The sequence below is a fragment of the Nonomuraea sp. NPDC005650 genome (assembly GCF_040605375.1).
GTDB lineage: Bacteria > Actinomycetota > Actinomycetes > Streptosporangiales > Streptosporangiaceae > Nonomuraea.
Genome location: NZ_JBEXCR010000051.1, coordinates 79,898 through 98,814, shown reverse-complemented (window position 1 = coordinate 98,814; position 18,917 = coordinate 79,898). Strand labels below are relative to the sequence as shown.

The window sequence follows — 18,917 nt, the reverse complement described above, 5'->3', positions numbered from 1 at the left end:
TTGCGTGACAGTTCCCGCTGCAGGCGGGCGAGCTTCTTCTCCCGCCGCCGCAGCCACTTCGGGTTGGCGATCTTCTCGCCGGTGGACAAGATCGCGTAATGGGTCAGGCCGAGATCGATCCCCACCTCGCTGCCGACCTCAGGCAGATGCTGCTCGCCCTCGGGGACTTCGATGACGAATGAGGCGAAGTAGCGCCCTGCCGCGTCCCTGATCACCGTCACGCTAGACGGGGCCGCGGGCAGCTGCCGGGACCAGCGCACCTCCACATCCCCGATCTTCGCCAGATACAACCGCCCCTGCCCGGTGAGGGTGAAGGCGTTGGCGTTGAATCGCGCCGACTGGCGATGATCGCGCCGGGACTTGAAGGTCGGCAGCCCCATCTTCGGGCCCTTACGCCTCCCCGACACCGAGTCGAAGAAATTCTTGTAGGCGGTGTTGAGGTCGCGGACCGACTGCTGCAGCACCACCGCCGACGCCTCGGCCAGCCAGGCCCGCTCGGGCGTCTTCTTCGCCTGGGTCAGCACCAGACGCTGGATGTCGGCGTCCCCGATAAAGGGCAGGCCCGCCTTGCGGGCGGCCTTGCGGGCGGCGAGTGCGTCGTTCCACACCACGCGCGTACAGCCGAACGTCCTGGCCAGCACGCGGCGCTGGGCGGCGTCGGGGTAGAGCCGGTAGTTGTAGCGCAACTTCACCCTTAACCACCCTCCGCGCGCGATCCACTACAGTCGGAGACTCGAACACATTATCAATCTGTCCATGCCTCCGGAAGCGGAATACCGACGTGGACGCCACGTCATATCGGCGATGCATGTTCATCTGGTCTTCGTGACCACGTACCGGCGCAGTGAAGGACGGGGCCTTCTTCTCAGGTAACCCCTACGGGGTGGCAAGGGCCGAGTTCCGGCTGCGGCGGGAGGTGCAGCAGCCGATCGACGTGCTGCGGGCGGCGACGACCGGGGCGGCGGAGCTGGTCGGGATGGCGGGCGAGGCCGGCACGCTGGCCGTGGGGGCGCACGCGGACCTGCTCGTGCTCGACGGCGATCCGCTGGCCGACATCGACGTCCTCGCCGACCCCTTCCACATCCGCCACGTCGTCCAGGCGGGCCGCGTCGTCTCCGGCTGAGACCCGTTCCGCGGGACGAGCGCCTCGGGCGCGGCGTCTCGGGGGCCGCCTCCTGGAGGTGGCGGAATGCGGTGGGGCGGGCGGCGTTGCATAGTGGCAGGGTGACGACGCTGACGCGCGCCGCCCTCGTGGTGGTCGCGGTGCTGGTCCTGCTGCTGGCCCTGCTGTGGGTGTTCCAGCGGCGGCTGATCTACCTGCCCGACAGCGCCCCCGTGCCGCCCGCCGCCGAGGTCGTCCCGGGCGCGCGCGACGTCACGTTCACGACCCGCGACGGGCTCCGGCTGGCCGCCTGGCACGTCCCCGGCACCCGCGGCGTGACCGTCCTGATCGCCGGCGGGAACGCGGGCAACCGGCGGGAGCGCGCCCCCTTGGCCCGCGCGCTGTCCGAACACGGGCTCGCGGTGCTCCTCATGGACTACCGCGGCTACGGCGGCAACCCCGGCACCCCGACGGAGGAAGGGCTGCACCAGGACGCCCTGGCCGCCCGCGACCACCTCGGCGACACCCGCGTCATCTACTTCGGCGAGAGCCTGGGCGCGGCCGTGGTCACCCGGCTCGCCCTGGAACGCCCGCCCGCCGGCCTGGTGCTGCGTTCCCCGTTCACCGACCTGGCCGCCGCCGGTCAGGTCAACTACCCGTTCCTCCCGGTCAGGCCACTGTTGCGGGACCGCTTCCCGGTCGTGGAGGGCATCCGGCGGGTGCGGGCGCCGGTCGTCGTCGTGTACGGCACCCGGGACACGATCGTGCCCCCGCGGCTCAGCAGGGCGGTCGCCCAGGCGGCGGGAGAGCGGGCCACGACCGTCGAGGTCGCCGGCGCGGGCCACAACGACCTGGTCATGCTGACCGGCGACGACGTCGTGGGCGCCGTGGTCAACCTGGCCGAGCGCGTAAATCGCTAGTGCCACCGTCCACTCCACGTGTACGGTCAGGAGCGAGTCGCTCACACATGGTAGTCAAAGGGGGTCCGGTGAGGCTCGTTCGCATCGCAGCGGCAACGCTCTCCCTGGTCATGATCGCCGCCACCCCCGCCCCCGCGGCATCGGCCCCGTCGCCTAAGGTGCGCACCGACACGGGCGTGGTCAAGGGCGAGGTGCGCAAGGACCACCGCGTCTTCCGCGGCATCCCGTACGCCGAGCCGCCCACAGGCCCGCTCCGCTGGCGTCCGCCGCAACCGGCCAAGCCGTGGACGGGCGTCCGCGACGCGACGAAGTTCGGCAGCCAGTGCGCGCAGCTCGCCGAGTTCTACGGCGGCCGGACGTCGTACGGCGAGGACTGCCTCTACCTCAACATCACCGCCCCGCGCCGGGGCCGCGACCGGCCGGTCATGGTGTGGCTGCACGGCGGCGGCAACGCCAGCGGCAACCCCGCCCTCTACGACCTGACCAAGCTGGCGACCCGGGGCGACGTCGTGGTCGTGAGCGTCAACTACCGGCTCGGCGCGCTCGGCTGGCTGGCCCACCCCGCGCTGGAGGCGGGCGAGCGCTACCAGAGCGGCAACTACGGGCTGCTCGACCAGCAGGCGGCGCTGCGCTGGGTGCGGCGGAACATCGCGGCGTTCGGCGGCGACCCCCGCAACGTGACGCTGTTCGGCGAGTCCGCCGGGGCCGCCGACATCTGCGCCGGGCTGGCCTCGCCCACCGCCGCCGGGCTGTTCGACAAGGCGATCGCGCAGAGCTTCAGCTGCTCCTCCGCCACCCGCACCGAGGAGCAGGCGGAGGCCGAGGGCGTCAGGTTCGCCGAGGCCGTGGGCTGCACCGCCGGCCCCGCCGCCTGCCTGCGGGCGCTGCCGGCCAAGAAGCTGATGGAGGCGTTCCGGGGCCAGAACCCTTACCCGGTCGTGGGCGGCGACCACGTGCTTCCCCTGCAGCCCCGCGCGGCGTTCGAGAGCGGCCGGTTCAACCGCGTGCCCGTCATGCACGGCAACACGCTCGACGAGATGCGCCTGTACGCCGGCCTGACCTACCCGAAGCCGATCACCCAGGCGCAGTACGAGCAGATCGCGCGCGCGACGTACGGGGCGAACGCCGCCCAGGTCCTGGCCCGCTATCCCGCCACCGGCTACCCCGACCTGCGGATCGGGCTGGCCACCATGATGACCCACGGCACAGGCCCGCTCGCCACCTGCGCGCACCAGGACGCGTTCGCCCTGCTCTCCCGGGCCGGGGCCCCGGTCTACGCCTACCAGTTCGCCGACCGCACCGCGCCGCCGCTGATGGACGTGCCCGGCTTCGAGGAGGGCGCCGAGCACACGACGGAGCTGATCTACCTGTTCCCCGGCCTGCTCGGCCGCCTGAACGCCGAGCAGCGGCGGCTGTCGGACGCCATGGTCGGCTACTGGACGTCGTTCGCCCGCGACGGCCGCCCGCGAGCCGCCCGCGCCCCGAGCTGGCCGCAGTTCCGCGGCTCCGGCGACGTACTCAGCCTGGCGCCGGGACGCGGCGGCATCCACCCGGCCGACACCGCCGCCGAGAGCAACTGCGCCTTCTGGAGCTCCCTGCGGCCATGAGGGCGCATAATGCGGATGGACCCTGAAGATCCGCGACCCCCGCCGAGGTGAGCCGTGCAGCCGCTCCGCGTCGTCCTGGCCGCACTCGGCGCGGGAGCGCTCCTGGCCGGCGGTTTCCTGTTGCTGCGTGGCGGCGACGACGCCGCTCCGGCGCGTGACCGGCTGGCAGTCGCGCCCACGGTCGTGCGTCCCAACGTGCTGGTGGACGCCCAAGGCGCGGTCCTGGAGGAGTTCACCGGCGACTGCACGGCCAGCCGCTACCCGTACGTGTGCATGCGGGTGCGGGACGAACTCGACGAAGAGCTGCTCCATCGCGGCGGCCTGACCATCGGAACGGCGATCGACCAGCGCATGCAGCGCGCCGCCCAGCAGGGCATCGACCGGCACGTGCGCCGCGAGGACGCGCCGGTCGCCGCCCAGGCCATGATCGTGCCGGGCACCGGCGAGATCAGGGCCCTGGCCGCCAGCCGCGCGCCCGGGGACGGCAGCAGCCGGCCCGCCGACCGGTTCGGCTTCCAGCAGGGCACCACGGCGATGGTGTACACGCTGACGGCCGCGCTGGAGGGCGGCATGCGATACGACGACGGTTTCCCCTACCTCAGCCGGCATCAGGCGCCGAGTCGCGAGGCGTTCAAGAACTGCAAGGGCGACGCGGTCGGCGAGCCGTCGTTCACAATCGTCAACAGGGAACGCGAGCACGGCGCGTTCACGACCCTCCGCTCGGGCACCCGCATCGCCGAGAACACGTTCTACATGAAGCTGACGGAGAAGGTCGGCCTGTGCGAAAGCGTGCGGGCCGCCAAGCGCCTCGGGCTCGAACGGGCCGACGAGATGCCGCTGACCGAGTACGAGACGTTCCCGTTGGGAGTCAACGAGGTGGACCCGATCTCGGTCGCCGGCTCGTACGCCACCCTCTCGGCGCACGGCAAGCAGTGCGAGCCGCGGCTGGTCACGGAGGTGAGGGGCGACGCGGGCCTCATCCGCTCCTTCCCCGCGCGGTGCCAGGACGTGCTGGAGCCCGCGATCGCCGACGCGGTGACCGGCGTGCTGTCTGAGGCGCTGGCCGAGGGCCCGCTCAAGGGGCTCGGCCGGGACGCGGCGGGCATGGAGGGCACCGCCGACGAGTTCTCCACCGCCTGGTACGCCGGCTACACCCCCGATCTGGCCTCCGCCGTCGCGCTCGGCGACCCGCGCGGCCCGGTCATGCACAAGCTGTCGGACCTCACCATCGGCGGGCGCCGCTACCGGCACGTCGAGGGCGCGTCGATCCCTGGGCCCATCTGGAAATCCTCGATGACGGAGGCCCTGGCGGGCGTCGCGGAGACGGCGTTCACGAAGCCCGACGCGGCCCGTTTCGGCGGCTGCCGCGACTACTGCGCCCCCTGACCCGCCCAGGCCGCCGAGCGGAGGCCCGGGCGCGGAGGTCGGGCGCGGAGGTCGGGCGGGCGCCTGAGCCGGGGTCGGGCGCGGGGGCCGGTAGGTCAGGTCGGGGGGTTGAGGAGGGACTCGAGTTCGGTGACCGCGTGGGCGCGGTGGACGTCGAGGGTCGTCACGGCCTCGTCGGCGGCGCGCCGGCGCAGGGCGTCGAGGGTGGCGCGGTGCTCCTTGACGACCCGCTCCCGGTTGCCCGCGTCGCCGTAGTACATCGAACGGTAGGCGTCCGTGGTGTCCCACAAAGTCCTGATCAGCCGGACCAGCCGGGGCATTCCCGCGCAGTCGAACAGCGTCATGTGGAACAGCCGGTTGGCCGCCGCCATGGCCGGCACGTCACCCGCCGCCGCGGCCCGTTCGACCTCGTCCTGGGCCGACTCCAGCCGGGCGAGGTCGGCGTCCGTGAGCTGCTCGATGGCCCGGCGTACGGCCTCCTCCTCCAGCAGCTCGCGGATGCGGTAGACCTCGCGCAGGTCGTCGAGCGAGAGCGTCTCGACGAAATAGCCCCGATGCGCCTCGTATCGAACCAGCCCCTCACCCTGCAGCGTCTTGAGCGCCTCGCGCAGCGGGACGCGGCTGACCTCCAGCTCCTCGGCCAGCGCGTCCTGCCGGATGGGGGCGCCGGGGCGCAGGCGCCCGGTGGTGATGGCGCGCCGGAGCTCGGCCAGCACGAACTGCTGGGCCGTCGGCGGCCTGCGTCGTGCCTGGTCCGGACTCACCTGAGCCTCCCGAGAAAGTCCTGGCCTTCAGACAGGGGAGGGACACGGCCTCCGAAGAGCGTGGCCCGGCGAATCCAGAGCAACTCAGAGCGCGAGGTGCGCATCGTCTTCCCCCTTTCGCGCAATGATCAGCCTTCGATGCGGCAAAATACGAACATGCGTACGGCATACAAGGTACGGGTTTACCCCGCCCCACAGCAGGCGGCGGTGCTGAACCGCACGTTCGGCTGCGTACGCCTGGCGTGGAATCAGATCCTGGCGTGGCGGCAACAGCGCTACCGCTCCGAAGGGATCAAAACGTCTTACGCTCAGACAGACCGGTACCTTACAGAGTTGAAGCGCGATCCGCAGTTCGGGTTCTTGCTCGAGGTTTCGTCGGTGCCGCTGCAGCAGACGCTGCGACACCAGTACAGGGCGTTCGTGAACTTCGTCGCCGGGCGTGCCCTTCACCCCCGTTACAAGTCTCGGCACGGCAAGCAGTCGGCGACCTACACCCGGTCGGCATTCCGCTGGCGCGACGGCGTGCTTACGCTGGCGAAGCTGGACGGGCCGTTGACGTACGTGTGGTCCTGGCCCGGCATCGACCCGGCCACCCTCGAACCGACCACCGTGACCATCTCCCGCGATCCCGACGGACGCTGGTACGCATCCTTGTCTATCGAAAAGTGCGACGAGCCCGCGCAGGCCACGGTGACAGGCACCACGGTCGGCGTGGACTTGGGGGTGAAGCATTTCGCGGTCTGCTCCACCGGCGAGAAGATCGCCAACCCCCGCCATCTGGACCGCAAGGCCCGCAACCTGGCCCGCTACCAACGGCGCATGGCCCGCAAACAGCGTGGCTCGAGCAACCGGGCCAAGGCTAAGGCCAAGGTCGCCCGCGCGCACCGCAAGGTCAAGGCAGCCCGCGCCGACTTCCTCCACAAAACCAGCACGCGGCTGGTGCACGACCACAGCATGATCGTGATCGAAGACCTCGCCGTAAAGAACATGGTCCGCAACCGGTCGCTCGCGAGAGCGATCTCCGACTGCGGCTGGGGGGAATTCCGCCGTCAGCTGGCGTACAAGGGGGCCAAGCGCGGCCGCCACCTGATCATCATCGACCGCTGGATCCCCTCCAGCAAGACCTGCTCGGCGTGCGGCCATCTGCTCGCCGAACTGCATCTCAATACCCGGCACTGGACGTGCCCGGGCTGCGGCACCCGGCACGATCGGGACATCAACGCCGCAAAGAACATCCTGGCGGCAGGTCTTGCCGTGTCGGCCTGTGGAGCTGATGTAAGACATTCCGGGTCCCCTCGGATGCGGTCGGCCTTGAAGCAGGAACCCCAGCCTGTGAGGGCCGGAATCCCCCGCCGCCAGTACTAGCGGGGGAGGAAGTCAAGAACCCACGCCTCGTCCTGCCCGAGCCTGGGTGGTGGGCGGCGGTAGGAGGGCGGGGTGGCGCTGAGCCGTACGGGGTTGGCGACCTGGCCGACCCCGTCCAGCCGTACGGACGGTTCCAGGCCGAGCTCATCGGCCAGGGCGAAGGCGGCGGCGAGGTCGTTGATCGGGCCGCAGGGCACCCCGGCGGCGGTGAGCGTCTCGAACCATTCGTCGGCCGTGCGCTCCGACAGCGCCGCGTTGATCTCGGCGACGAGCCCGGTGCGGGCGGCGACCCGGCCCGCGTTGGTGGCGTAGCGGGGGTCACCGGCGAGGTCCGGGCGGCTCAGCGCCGCGCAGAGCGCCTGGAACTGGCGGTCGTTGCCGGCCGCGATCACGATCGGGCGGTCGGCGGCCTCGAAGACCTCGTACGGGACGATGCTGGGATGCCGGTTGCCCATCGCCTGGGGGACCACTCCGGCGGCGGCGTAGGCGGAGGCGTGGTTGGTGAGCGCCGAGAGGAGCGACGACAGCAGCGAGACCTCGACGTGCTGCCCCTCGCCGGTGCGGTCCCGGTGGCGGAGCGCGGCCAGGATGCCCAGCCCGGCGTGCAGGCCGGTGATCACGTCCACCAGCGCGACGCCGGCCTTCGTGCCGGGGCCGCCGGGCTCGCCCGTGACGCTCATCAGCCCGCCCACCGCCTGCGCGATCAGGTCGTAGCCGGGCAGCCCGGCCCCTGGCCCCGACCCGAACCCGTCGATCGAGCAGTAGACGAGCCCGGGGTTGAGCTCGCGCAGGTCGGAGTAGCCGAGCCCGAGCCGGTCCATCGTGCCGGGCCGGAAGTTCTGGACCAGCACGTCCGCCCGGGCGGCCAGGGCCCGCGCGACCTCGATGTCCGCGCGCAGGTCGAGGGCGATCGAGCGCTTGTTGCGGTTGACGCCGAGGAAGTACGTCGCCTCGCCGTCGGGCGCGTACGGCGGCCCCCAGGCGCGGGTGTCGTCCCCGGCGCCCGGCCGCTCCACCTTGACCACCTCGGCGCCCAGATCGGCCAGCAGCATCGTGGCGTAGGGCCCCGCCAGCACCCGGCTGAAGTCCGCCACCAGCAACCCCGACAGTGCACCGCTCACGCGCCCTCCTTCGTCGGTCGCGTGAGCATACTGCTGCGTCTGATTGTTCGCTCGCTACGCTCGCTCACGCCGGCGCCCCGAGGTAGACGGTCATCGTGTGGGTGAAGAACTCGCGTGCCGCCCGCCCCTGCTCCTTAGGCCCGAAGCCGCTCTGCTTGACTCCGCCGAACGGCACGTACGGGAAGGTCCCGGCCGACTCGGAGTTGACGTGCAGCACGCCGACGTCCAGCCGCTCGATCGACCGCAGGGCCACGCCCAGGTCCCTGGTGAAGATGGCCGCCGACAGGCCGTGGTCGCTGAGGTTGGCCAGCGCCAGCGCCTCCTCGGTCCCCGACGCCCGCACCGCGCCCACCACGGGGCCGAACAGCTCGGTACGCCAGAAGTCCACCCCGGTCCCGGGCAGGTCGAGCACGGTCGGCGGCACGAACCAGCCGTCGCCGTCGTACGGCGAGGAGCCCGCCAGCGGCTTGGCCCCCTCGTACGGCGAGGAGCCCGCCAGCGGCTTGGCCCCGTCGTACGGCGAGGAGCCTGCCAGCGGCTTGGCCCCCTCGTCCACGGCCCGCGCCACCCCGGACGTCACCCGGTCCCGGGCGGCCGAGCTGACCAGGGGGCCCATCTCGACGTCCGGCGACAGGGGGTCGCCGACCACGAGGCGGGCGGCCCGGTCGGCCACCCGTTCCAGCAGTTCGTCCGCGACCTGGGAGGCCACGATGAGCCGCGAGGTGGCCGTGCACTTCTGCCCCGTGGAGCGGAACGCGCCGAGGCAGACCTGCTCGGCCGCATGGTCGAGGTCGGCGTCGGCGAGCACGACGGAGGCGTTCTTGCCGCCCATCTCCGTCTGCACCGGCTTGCCCAGCTCGCCGCAGCGCGCGATCACGGCCCGCCCGACGGCGGTGGAGCCGGTGAACGAGATCGCGTCCACGCCGGGGTGGTCCACGATGGCCGAGCCGGCGTCGGCCTCGCCGTACACGAGGTTGAGCACGCCGTCCGGCAGCCCCGCCGACGTCAGCGCCTGCGCCAGCCGGTACGCCAGCAGCGGCACCAGCGACGACGGCTTCCACACGACGGTGTTGCCGTAGCTCAGGGCCGGAGCGATCTTCCAGGCGGGGATGACGATCGGGAAGTTGAACGGCGTGATCAACCCGGCCACGCCGATCGGCTTGCGGACCACGAGGACGTTCTCGCCGGGCCGGGGGGAGGCGAAGAGCTCGCCGCTCTCGCGGTCGGCCTCGCCCGCGTAGTAGCGCAGGATCCGGGCCGAGCCCCGCACCTCGGCGACCGCCTCCGGCAGCGTCTTGCCCTCCTCGCGGGCCAGCTCGGCGCCCCACTCGTCGGCGGCGGCGTCCACGATGTCCGCGGCGGCCACGAGCACCGCCGCGCGGGCGTGGTGCGGTGTCGCCGCCCACCCGGGCGCAGCCGAACGGGCCGCCGCGACGGCCCGCTCCACCTCGGCGGCGGAGGCGAAACGCCCCCGCGCGACCACTTCACTGGGCCGGGCCGGGTTGGTGTCGGCGAACTCCTCGCCGTCGCCCTCGACCCAGCGGCCGCCGATGAGATTCAGAAGGTCCATGGTCAACGCACCCTAACTGTGCAATATTGGATTTTCAATATTGGATCCAAAATACGGAGGCCATCCGATGATCACCCCGACCGCGCTGTTCGCCTTCGACACGCTGCTCACCGAGGAGGAGCGCGAGATCAGGAACACGGTCAGGCGCGTCTGCGACCGGGAGATCCGCCCGCACGTCGCGGAGTGGTTCGAGACCGGCGAGCTGCCGGCCCGCGAGCTGGCCCGCACGCTCGGCTCGGTCGGCGTGCTCGGCATGCACCTCGACGGCTACGGCTGCGCGGGCATGGGCGCGGTCTCGTACGGGCTGGCCTGCCTTGAGCTGGAGGCGGCCGACTCCGGGCTGCGCAGCCTGGTGTCGGTGCAGGGCTCCCTCGCGATGTACGCCATCTGGAAGTACGGCAGCGAGGAGCAGAAGCAGGAGTGGCTGCCCGCGATGGCGGCCGGCGAGCGCATCGGCTGCTTCGGCCTGACCGAGCCGGACTTCGGCTCCGACCCGGGGGGCATGCGGACCACGGCCAAGCGCGAGGGCGGCGACTGGGTGCTGAACGGCACCAAGATGTGGATCACCAACGGCTCGGTCTCGGACGTGGCGGTGGTGTGGGCGCGTACGGACGAGGGCGTCAGGGGCTTCCTGGTCCCGGCGGGCACGCCGGGCTTCACCGTGAACGACGTCAAGCACAAGATCTCGCTGCGCGCGAGCGTGACGAGCGAGCTGGTCCTTGACGGCGTGCGCCTGCCGGACGCGGCCATGCTGCCCGGCGCGAGGGGCCTGTCGGGGCCGCTCGGCTGCCTGAACGAGGCGCGGTTCGGGATCGTGTTCGGGGCGATGGGGGCCGCGCTCGACTGCCTGGAGACGGCCATCGCGTACGCGGGCGACCGCGAGGTGTTCGCCAGGCCGCTGGCCTCGTTCCAGCTCACCCAGGAGAAGCTCGCCGACATGGCGCTGGAGCTGGGCAAGGGCCTGCTGCTCGCCGTGCACCTGGGCCGGCTGAAGGAGGCCGGGACGATCACCCCCGAGCAGGTGAGCGCCGGCAAGCTGAACAACGTGCGCGAGGCCCTGGAGATCGCCAGGAAGTGCCGCACGCTGCTCGGAGCGAGCGGCATCACCCTCGAATACCCGGTGATCAGGCACTCCGTGAACCTCGAGTCGGTGCTGACCTACGAGGGCACCTCCGAGATCCACTCCCTGGTCCTGGGCAAGGCGCTAACCGGGATCGCCGCGTTCCACTGATCAGAACGTCTGCCAGGTCGCCTCGGTGACCTGGCACGGCCCGCCCTGGTGGACCCGCAGCCGCGCGTCGGCGAGGTCCAGCGCGATCGTCGCGACGGTCTCCCACCGCTGGTTGATCGGCATCGACTGGTCCGGGTGGGCGCAGACGGGCGCGTCGTCGGGGCCGTGGCTGAGCATGGCCAGCGCCCGCGTGGTGTGGTCGTCGCTGCTCAGGCCCTCGGTGTTGGCCCTCAGGTGCTGGAACCTGACGTACGTGCTGGGCCGGTCGGTGGAGTGCCGCTCGTCCTTGGCCAGCGCGGGGTCGAGGAAGTGGTTGCAGTGCTGCAGCACGCCGTCCGGCTCCGGCGGCACGACCGCGACGCCGGCCGGGGAGATCTCGATCGAGGCCGCGTCCGACATGGTCACGGCCGTGATGACGGTCGAGGCGGAGACGGTGGCGGAGCGCGCGATGTCGGCGGCCTCCTCGACCGTGGTGGCCTCGTCCAGGATCCTGCGGGCGATCAGGTGGACGGGCACGCCGAGGTCGGCCGTGTCGGAGTCGTGGCGCAGGATGTTGAAGTGGATGCCGAGCCCGGCCGTGTTCACCCCGATCTTGGCCAGCGCCCCGGCCTCGGTGAACGTGCGCACGACGTGTCCAGGACGCGGCTCCAGCTCCCAGAGCATGGGCGCGTCGCGCAGGTGGTCGTGCCAGTCCCAGGTCTGCACCGTACGCGGCGCCTCCCCCGCCCCCGGCAGCACGACGGAGGTGGAGCACTCCCCCTCCCCGGTCGCGTCGATGGCGGCCAGGATCTCCGTGCGCGCGTTGACGACGGCGACCTGCCAGGGCTCCAGGCCGACTCCGGACGCGATCCCCGCGATCTCCTCCGCCAGGTGCGGCGCCCAGTCGGCGGTGCGCTCCAAGGCCAGCTCGCCCCACGTCCGGACCTGCGTCGCGGTGGCGCCCGCGACGCTGAACAGGTCGGAGTAACCGGCCAGGTTGGCGAGGATCGCCCTGCTCCGGTGCGTGCCGAGTTCTTTGCCGCGGGCTCGGGGGTCAATCTGCGTGGACGTGAAGCTGGGGAAAGTCATGAACCATCCATCAGGTCGGCGAGCCTGGGGTTCTCGGCCGCGAACGAGGCGCGGACCCGCGCGTACCGCTCGGCGTCGATGTCCTGGCTCAGTTTGAACATGCTCTTCTCGGTATGCACATGCACCCGAAAAGCCACTACCCCAGGCAAGAGCGCGGCGAACCTCTCCCTGGACGCAGGGGTCGGCTCCCAGGAGGGCGAGCGGAGCGACTCCGCCGCCGCGACGGTCCGCTCCACCACGTCGAGCGCGTCGTCGATCAGTTCCACCCGGCCCGTCACGTGCACGGCCGCGTAGTCCCAGGTCGGAACGGCCGGATCGGTCTCGTACACGGTGGGCGAGACGTACCCGTGCGCGCTGGAGAAGACCACGAGCACCTCGGACGAGGACTCGAAGGAGCGCCAGTGGGGGTTGGCGCGGGCCATGTGGCCGAGCAGGGCGCCGCCTTCGAGGGTGTCGCCCTCCAGGATGACGGGGACGTGCGTGGCGGCGGGTACGCCGTCCACCGTGCTGACGACCAGGGCGAACGGGTTCCGCCTGACCAGTTCGACCGCCTGGGCCGGGTCCTTGGCGGCGTAACGCGGGAAGACGTGCATGAGGGCTACTCCACCGCGCCCAGGATGGCGTCCCAGGCGAGCTCGGAGGCGAGCGTCCCGAGGCCGGTGGGCTTGACGCTCACCAGGTCCACCTCGTCCGTGGTCATCGCGAACAGCACGTCGCCGTCGTTCATGGTGTGGAACGGCTGGATGCCGCGGTGCATGGAGCTGTGCACCTGGCGGCCCACCTGGAGCAGCTCGACGTCCGTCAGCTTCACGTTCGTCACCATGACGGTCAGCGTGGTGTTGCCCATGACGGCCGGGGCCGGGTCGCCGACCATCGCGGCGTAGTCGGCGCCGGGGTGGCGGCGGGCGCCGTCCTCGGCGTGGTAGTTGCCGCGCACGATCCCGCCCTGCCGGTCGACGACCGCGCCGACGGCGTTGACCACGGTCGCCACCAGCACCTTGGCCTCGCCGAACGCGCCGAACGCGGCCCCCTGGCCGGCGAACTCGGCCCGGCCGAAGTCGACCTTGCCGGCGCTCGCCGTGCGTCCCGCGCCGCACCGGCCCACCGGGAACTCGCCTTCGACGGCGTTGCGCAGCGCGGCCCTGCCCAGCTCGCCGTCCGGGTAGACAGCGGTGTCCCTGGCCGAGAAGTCGTAGATCACCGCGCCGGACACGAGCTGGAGGTCGTCCCACCGGGTCCGGTTGTGCCTGCGGGCCAGCAGTTCGTCGCTCACGCCCGCCGCGGCGGCCAGCCCGTACACCGAGCCGCCGGCGAAGCAGATGGCGTGGTTGAAGTCGTACCCGCCGCTCACGCCGACCGCGCCGCCGCGCGCGTCCACCGCCGTGCGCGCGCCGGCCGGGACGTGGATCACGGTGCACCCGGTGGGGCCCTCCGCGTACTCGGCCGTGCCGACGAGCACGCCGGGCAGGTCGAACGCGACGGACCCGCGCCCGGGGCTGGCCTGCGGGGCCAGCGGCAGGTCCGCGTTGCGCGGCACGCCGGGCGCGAACGACGATGGGGTCGCGAGCCGGGGCTCACTGGTCACAGTGTCATTCATAGGGCCTCCAGAAGCTGCTTCGAATACTCGTGGGCGGGTGCCGTGTAGAAGGTGGCCGTGTCGGCGGTCTCGACGATCTCGCCCCTGCGCATGACCGCGATCCGGTCGGCGACGTAGCGGACCGCGCCGAGGTCGTGGGAGATGAACAGGGCGCTGAAGCCGTACTCGGCCTGCAGGTCCTTGATGAGGTTGAGTATCTGCACCTGCACGGAGACGTCCAGCGCGCTGACGGCCTCGTCGAAGACGATGAACCTCGGCCTGGTGACCAGCGCGCGGGCGATGGAGACGCGCTGGCGCTGGCCGCCGGACAGCTCATGGGGGTAGCGGGAGGCGAACGACGCCTCCAGCCCCACGTGCTCCAGCATCTCGGTGACCGCGTCGCCGGCCGGCCGGCCGAGCACGGCCAGCGGCTCGGCCACGCTCTGGCCGACGCGCATGCGCGGGTTGAGCGACCAGTGAGGGTGCTGCAGCACGGCCTGCATCCGGCCCGCCAGCTCCCGCCGCCGCTTGGGGAAGGGGCGGCCGTCGAACCTGACCGTGCCGGACGTGGGCCGCTGCAGGCCGAGCGCGACCCGGCTGGTGGTCGTCTTGCCCGACCCGGACTCGCCGACCAGGCCGAGCGTCTCCCCCTCGGCGACGGACAGGGAGACGTGCCTCATGGCGTCCAGGTGGATCCGCCGCAGCGGCGGCCCGGCGGCGAAGGTGACGGTGACGTCGTCGAGTTCGAGGATCACGCCGCCACCCCTGCTCATGGCCTCACTCCGTTCGGCGGCTCGCTCGCTGGAGTCCGTCGCCTTCCCTCGTCGCTCCGGTCGCTCCGCTCCCTGCGCTCCTCAGTCCAGGCGACGGCGCTCACTCGCGGCGCACGATGGCAGAGCACGTCCTGCTCGCGGACCCGGACCGGGGCCGGCCGCTCGTGCTCGCAGCGCTCCTCCGCGAACGGGCAGCGCGGCGCGAAGGCGCACCCCGGGGACGGCCCGGTCAGGACGGGCGGACGGCCGGGCACGGGCTCCAGGCGGACGCCCTGGGCCGCGGCAGCGGGCGCCGACCCGGCCAGCGCCGCCGTGTACGGGTGGGCGGGCTTGCCCAGCACCTCGCGGGCGGGCCCGGACTCGACCACCCGGCCGCCGTACATGACCGCCACCCGGTCGCACCTGCGGGCGACGGCGGGCAGGTCGTGGCTGAGCCACAGGATGCTCGTCCCGGCCTCGGCGGCCAGGGAGAAGACCACGTTCAGCACCTCCTCGCGCACCTGGCTGTCCAGCGCGGCGGTCGGCTCGTCCGCGACGAGCAGCTCGGGCGAGGTGGCCATGGCCATCGCGATGGCCACCCGCTGCGCCATGCCGCCGGAGAGCTGGTGCGGGTACGAGCGCATGACGCGCGGGTCGTCGAGCTTGACCCGCCCCAGGTGGAAGCGCACGTCGGCGCCGCGCCCGAGCATCAGGCGGAGCTGGTCGCCGACGCGCATGGTCGGGTCGAGCGAGGCGATCGGGTCCTGGAAGACGAACCCGAGCTGCCGTTTCCGCAGTTGGCGCAGGCGCTTGGGCGGCAGGTCGAAGACCGGCTCCCCGGACACCACGACCTCCCCCTCGCTCCGCCGGGCCGTCCCGGGCAGCAGCCGGCCGACGGCCGAGCCGAGCGTGGACTTGCCGGAGCCGCTCTCGCCGACCAGGCCGACCGTCTCGCCCCGCGCCACCTCCAGGTCGGCGCCGTCCAGGGCCCTGGTCGCGGCGTAGTCGATCACCAGGTTCCGCACCGTGAGCAGGCTCATGTCAGTGACCTCGTCTCCCGGGGTTCGAGCCGGTCGCGCAGCCCGTCGCCCACCACGTTGATCGCCAGGATCGCCGCCACGAGCACGACCCCAGGGCCGAGGATCAGCCAGGGCGCGGCGATCATGTAGGTGCCGCCCTGCTGGATCAGCACGCCGAGCGAGGCCTGCGGCGGCTGCACGCCGAACCCGAGGAAGCTCAGCCCGCCCTCGACCGCGATCCCGACCGACAGCGCGTACGTGCCCTGCACCGCGATCGTGCCCGCCACGTTGGGCAGGACGTGCCGGCCGAGCACGCGCGGCAGCCGGGCCCCGCTGATGACCGCCGAGGTGACGTAGTCGCGCTGCGAGACGGCCACGGCGGCGGCCCGCACCAGCCGGGTCATCAGCGGGATCGTCACCAGCACGATGCTGGCCAGCGCCGCCGTCTGCCCGGGGCCGAGCACGGCGGCGACCAGGATCGCGAGCACGATGGCGGGGAAGGAGTAGAGCACCTCCACCAGGCGCATCACCAGCTCGTTCAGGTAGCCGCCGCGATATCCGGCGATGATGCCGAACGTCGCGCTCAGCGCCGCCGTCACCAGCACCGCGACGGACGACAGCAGCAGCGTCGTGCCCACGCCCTCCATGACGCGCGGCAGCACCGAGCGGCCGAGGTTGTCGGTGCCCAGCCACCAGCCGGGCCCCGGCGGCTGCAGGCGCGGGCCGACGATCGCGTCCGGGTCTCCCCCGGCGCCGACCAGCGAGCCCAGCGCGAACACCACCAGGACCGCCAGGCAGACGAGCCCGGCGACGGACAACCGGTCCAGCTTCCTCATGAGCGCCTCCCCGCCAGCACGCCGAGCCTGGGATCCAGGACGCCGACGAGCAGGTCGATCAGCACGTTCATCACGATGAACACCGCCGCCGCCAGCAGCACGCCCGCCTGCACGACCGCGTAGTCGCGGCGGCCGACGGCCTGCACGATGTACGAGCCGATGCCCGGCAGGTTGAACACGTGCTCCACGATCAGCGCCCCGCCCAGCAGGTACGCGGTGATGGTGCCGAGCAGCGTCACCACCGGGGTGGCGGCGTTGCGCAGGATGTGGTGCCGGACGATGAACCACGGCGACTCGCCGCGCCCGACGGCGGCCGTGACGTATGGCTCGACCAGCACGCCGAGCACGGCGTCCCGGGTGGTCCTGGCGGTGACGGAGATCGCGAACACCGACAGGACGGCGGCCGGCAGCACCATCGTGGCCAGGTTCGCGGCGGGGTCCTGGGTGAACGGCACCCACGTGCCGACCTCCAGGCCGAGCGCGTACCGGGAGAACACGAACACGACCAGGCTGCCCAGCACGAACTCCGGCACGCTGACGCCGAGCCCGCTGAGCAGCCGCCCCGCCGCGCCGCCGCCGCCCGGCCTGGCGCGCACGGCGGTGAGCACCCCCAGGGGCACCCCCGCCAGCGCGCTGGCGAGCACCGCCAGCGCGGTCAGCTCGCCGGTCACCGGCAGCCGGGCCAGGAGCTCCGCGCCGACCGGCTGGCGGCTGATCATGGAGATGCCGAAGTCGCCGCCCCCGACGGCGGCCAGCCAGTGCCCGTACTGCATGAACACCGGCTGGTCGAGCCCGTAGCGGGCGGCCAGCTCCGCCTTCTGCTCGGCCGTGGCGAACGGCCCCAGCACGGTCTCCGCGAAGCCGCCGGGCATCAGGCGCACGGCCGCGAAGATCAGCACGGAGACGCCCAGGAGTGTGGCGGCCGAGCTGAGCGCCCGGCCGGCCCACCACATCAGCAGGCGCATGGCTACTGGGTCTTCTTCACGCGGGCGTCGGCGACCAGGCGCAGCACGTTGCCGTACCCCTCGGTGGCGTACAGGCTGGGGCTGAGCGCGTCGGTCCGGAAGGCGACCGTGGCCGGGCGGGTGACCAGCGGGATCATCTGCGCGTCGGCGTCGGCCTTGGCGCAGACGGCCGCCAGCGCCTGGTCGCGGGCGGCACCCGCGGGCTCCTTGCCGGCGGCGTCGATGAGCGTGTTCAGCTCCTTGTCCGGCTTCATGAAGCCGACGTTGAAGCCGGCCGTCTCCGGGTTCCACCACTTGGTGACCATCCCGGGGTCGGCGTAACCGGCGAACCAGGACATCGCGGCGTCGAACTCGGCTGGAGCCTTGCCGTACACCTTGCCCGACCAGCTCGCCTCGTCCAGCTGCTCGATCTTCATGGTGATGCCGGCCTGCTGGAGGTTCTGCTGGATCACCTGGGCGACCGCCGGGGCGGGCTCGGTGGAGAAGATGCTGAGCGTGAACGTGAGGTTCTGGGCGCCCGCGTCGGCCAGCAGTTTCTTCGCCTCGTCGACGCTCTTGGACGCCGACGGCAGCGCGGCCGGGTCGCACGCGCCCGGCAGGCCCGCCGGGGTGACGGCCGTCGGCCTGCCCTTGCCGCCGAGCGCCACGTCGGCGATCTGCTTCTGGTCGAGCGCGATGTTGACGGCCTGGCGCACCCTCGGGTCGGCGAACTTGGAGCTCGGGGCCTGGGTGTTGAGCATGAGGTAGTAGAAGTCCGTGGTGGCCTGGGTGACGACCTGGACGTTCTTCGCCCCGGCCAGCATGGTCGCCGAGTCGACGTTGCCCAGCGTGGCCAGGGCGGCGCTGCCGTTCTGGAGGGCGGCGATGCGCGCGGCCTCCTCGGGGGCGATCGTCACGTTGACGGCGTCGGCGACCGGCTTGCCCTTGGCCCAGTACTTGTCGTTGCGCTTGAAGGTCCACGACACGTCCTGGCGGTGGTTCTCCACCACGTACGGGCCGGTGCCGAGCAGCGTCTTGGCCGGGTCGACCGACTTGTCGTCGATCTCCTTCATGGGCAGGACCGCGGCGGGGATGTTGGCGAGGGCGGCCAGGAACGGCGTGTACGGCTCGCTCAGGGTGACCTTGACCGCGCGGTCGCCGTCCTTGGTGACCGACTTGACCGGGCCGAGCTGACCGCGCCAGACCGACTTGGAGGCCAGCAGCCGCTTCAGGCTGCCCACCACGTCGTCGGCCGTCATCTCGCGGCCGTTGGAGAAGGCGACGCCGTCGCGCAGGTGGAAGACGTACGTCTTGGGGTCGGGGGTGTCCCACTTCTCGGCCAGCATGGGCTGCACGCTGAAGTCGGGGCCCACCGTGACCAGCGTCTCGTAGGACAGCGAGAGCAGTTGCCAGGTGGTGGCGACGTCGGCGAACTGCGGGTCGTAGCCGGTCGCGGCGCCGCTGTCGATGTGCACGGCCAGGTTGAGCGTGCCCCCGGTGGGCAGCGACTGGTCGGCCGTCGCGAGGTAGCCGGTCGGATTGGGCTGGTCGGGGGCTGAGGCGGGGGTGGTGGTCGTACCGGTGGCGGCGCAGGCCGAGGCCAGCAGGGCTGCCATGACACCGCAGGCCAGGCGTATGGGACGCATGGGCCTCTTC

The 18,917-nt window shown here is 72.1% G+C and carries 18 protein-coding genes and 1 pseudogene; 7 read left to right on the top strand and 12 right to left on the bottom strand.

Annotated elements, in window-relative coordinates; translation table 11 throughout:
• Window positions 1–692 (bottom strand): transposase (locus ABZS69_RS55375; RefSeq protein ID WP_355389431.1); only part of this gene is annotated, 692 nt, incomplete at its 3' end.
• 49 nt (window positions 693–741) lie between these two features.
• Here ABZS69_RS55375 and ABZS69_RS55370 point away from each other — a divergent pair.
• The 5 genes and pseudogenes from ABZS69_RS55370 to ABZS69_RS55350 form a co-directional block, all read left to right on the top strand.
• Window positions 742–843: pseudogene (locus ABZS69_RS55370) on the top strand (IS200/IS605 family transposase); the annotation flags it as partial.
• Window positions 844–883: 40 nt separating this feature from the next.
• The gene (locus ABZS69_RS55365) at window positions 884–1,123 is read left to right on the top strand and encodes an amidohydrolase family protein (RefSeq protein ID WP_355389429.1); all 240 of its coding nucleotides are present in this window, start codon (window positions 884–886) and stop codon (window positions 1,121–1,123) included.
• A gap of 101 nt (window positions 1,124–1,224) precedes the next feature.
• Entirely contained in the window at window positions 1,225–2,022 is a 798-nt protein-coding gene (locus tag ABZS69_RS55360; protein ID WP_355389427.1) for an alpha/beta fold hydrolase, read from the top strand.
• 68 nt (window positions 2,023–2,090) lie between these two features.
• A complete protein-coding gene (locus ABZS69_RS55355) occupies window positions 2,091–3,629 on the top strand; it encodes a carboxylesterase family protein (RefSeq protein WP_355389425.1) in 1,539 nt (512 codons plus the stop codon).
• 54 nt (window positions 3,630–3,683) lie between these two features.
• Entirely contained in the window at window positions 3,684–5,015 is a 1,332-nt protein-coding gene (locus ABZS69_RS55350; RefSeq protein ID WP_355389423.1) for a hypothetical protein, read from the top strand.
• Window positions 5,016–5,110: 95 nt separating this feature from the next.
• Here the strand turns inward: ABZS69_RS55350 and ABZS69_RS55345 are convergent, their stop codons facing one another.
• Window positions 5,111–5,779, bottom strand: a complete 669-nt coding sequence (locus tag ABZS69_RS55345) for a GntR family transcriptional regulator (RefSeq protein ID WP_355389421.1) — start codon at window positions 5,777–5,779, stop codon at window positions 5,111–5,113.
• A 156-nt stretch (window positions 5,780–5,935) separates the two neighbouring features.
• Here ABZS69_RS55345 and ABZS69_RS55340 point away from each other — a divergent pair, with 156 nt between their 5' ends.
• Entirely contained in the window at window positions 5,936–7,144 is a 1,209-nt protein-coding gene (locus ABZS69_RS55340) for an RNA-guided endonuclease TnpB family protein (protein WP_355389419.1), read from the top strand.
• Here the strand turns inward: ABZS69_RS55340 and ABZS69_RS55335 are convergent.
• Window positions 7,141–8,265 carry a CoA transferase gene (locus ABZS69_RS55335; protein WP_355389417.1) on the bottom strand — a complete coding sequence of 375 codons (1,125 nt, stop codon included), beginning with the start codon at window positions 8,263–8,265 and terminating at the stop codon, window positions 7,141–7,143. The two genes, ABZS69_RS55340 and ABZS69_RS55335, sit on opposite strands and share 4 nt — an antisense overlap.
• Window positions 8,266–8,329: 64 nt before the next feature.
• Window positions 8,330–9,835: an aldehyde dehydrogenase family protein gene (locus tag ABZS69_RS55330; protein WP_355389415.1), complete on the bottom strand. Its 1,506-nt coding sequence runs from the start codon at window positions 9,833–9,835 to the stop codon at window positions 8,330–8,332.
• A gap of 67 nt (window positions 9,836–9,902) precedes the next feature.
• On the opposite strand from ABZS69_RS55330, the gene ABZS69_RS55325 reads away from it, so the two are divergent.
• Window positions 9,903–11,066, top strand: a complete 1,164-nt coding sequence (locus tag ABZS69_RS55325; RefSeq protein ID WP_355389413.1) for an acyl-CoA dehydrogenase family protein — start codon at window positions 9,903–9,905, stop codon at window positions 11,064–11,066.
• Here ABZS69_RS55325 and ABZS69_RS55320 read toward each other — a convergent pair whose 3' ends face one another.
• Genes ABZS69_RS55320 through ABZS69_RS55285 form a run of 8 tightly spaced genes read right to left on the bottom strand, consistent with a single transcriptional unit; the run spans window position 11,067 to window position 18,907 of the window.
• The gene (locus ABZS69_RS55320; protein WP_355389411.1) at window positions 11,067–12,134 is read right to left on the bottom strand and encodes a C45 family peptidase; all 1,068 of its coding nucleotides are present in this window, start codon (window positions 12,132–12,134) and stop codon (window positions 11,067–11,069) included.
• Window positions 12,131–12,727 (bottom strand): FMN-binding negative transcriptional regulator, encoded by a 597-nt coding sequence (locus ABZS69_RS55315; protein ID WP_355389409.1) that lies wholly within the window; start codon window positions 12,725–12,727, stop codon window positions 12,131–12,133. Before ABZS69_RS55315 ends, ABZS69_RS55320 begins: the two co-directional genes overlap by 4 nt.
• Window positions 12,728–12,732: 5 nt before the next feature.
• Complete coding sequence (locus tag ABZS69_RS55310) at window positions 12,733–13,731, bottom strand: P1 family peptidase (protein WP_355389407.1); 999 nt, start codon at window positions 13,729–13,731, stop codon at window positions 12,733–12,735.
• On the bottom strand, window positions 13,728–14,483 hold the full coding sequence (locus tag ABZS69_RS55305) for an ABC transporter ATP-binding protein (RefSeq protein ID WP_355389405.1): 756 nt from the start codon (window positions 14,481–14,483) through the stop codon (window positions 13,728–13,730). The genes ABZS69_RS55310 and ABZS69_RS55305 overlap by 4 nt, the downstream gene beginning before the upstream one ends.
• Window positions 14,480–15,502: an ABC transporter ATP-binding protein gene (locus ABZS69_RS55300; RefSeq protein WP_355389403.1), complete on the bottom strand. Its 1,023-nt coding sequence runs from the start codon at window positions 15,500–15,502 to the stop codon at window positions 14,480–14,482. The genes ABZS69_RS55305 and ABZS69_RS55300 overlap by 4 nt, the downstream gene beginning before the upstream one ends.
• The gene (locus tag ABZS69_RS55295; protein WP_355389401.1) at window positions 15,499–16,317 is read right to left on the bottom strand and encodes an ABC transporter permease; all 819 of its coding nucleotides are present in this window, start codon (window positions 16,315–16,317) and stop codon (window positions 15,499–15,501) included. Before ABZS69_RS55295 ends, ABZS69_RS55300 begins: the two co-directional genes overlap by 4 nt.
• Window positions 16,314–17,282, bottom strand: coding sequence for an ABC transporter permease (locus ABZS69_RS55290; RefSeq protein WP_355389399.1), 969 nt, complete (start codon window positions 17,280–17,282; stop codon window positions 16,314–16,316). Before ABZS69_RS55290 ends, ABZS69_RS55295 begins: the two co-directional genes overlap by 4 nt.
• Window positions 17,283–17,284: 2 nt before the next feature.
• Entirely contained in the window at window positions 17,285–18,907 is a 1,623-nt protein-coding gene (locus tag ABZS69_RS55285) for an ABC transporter substrate-binding protein (protein ID WP_355389397.1), read from the bottom strand.
• Window positions 18,908–18,917: the final 10 nt, after the last annotated feature.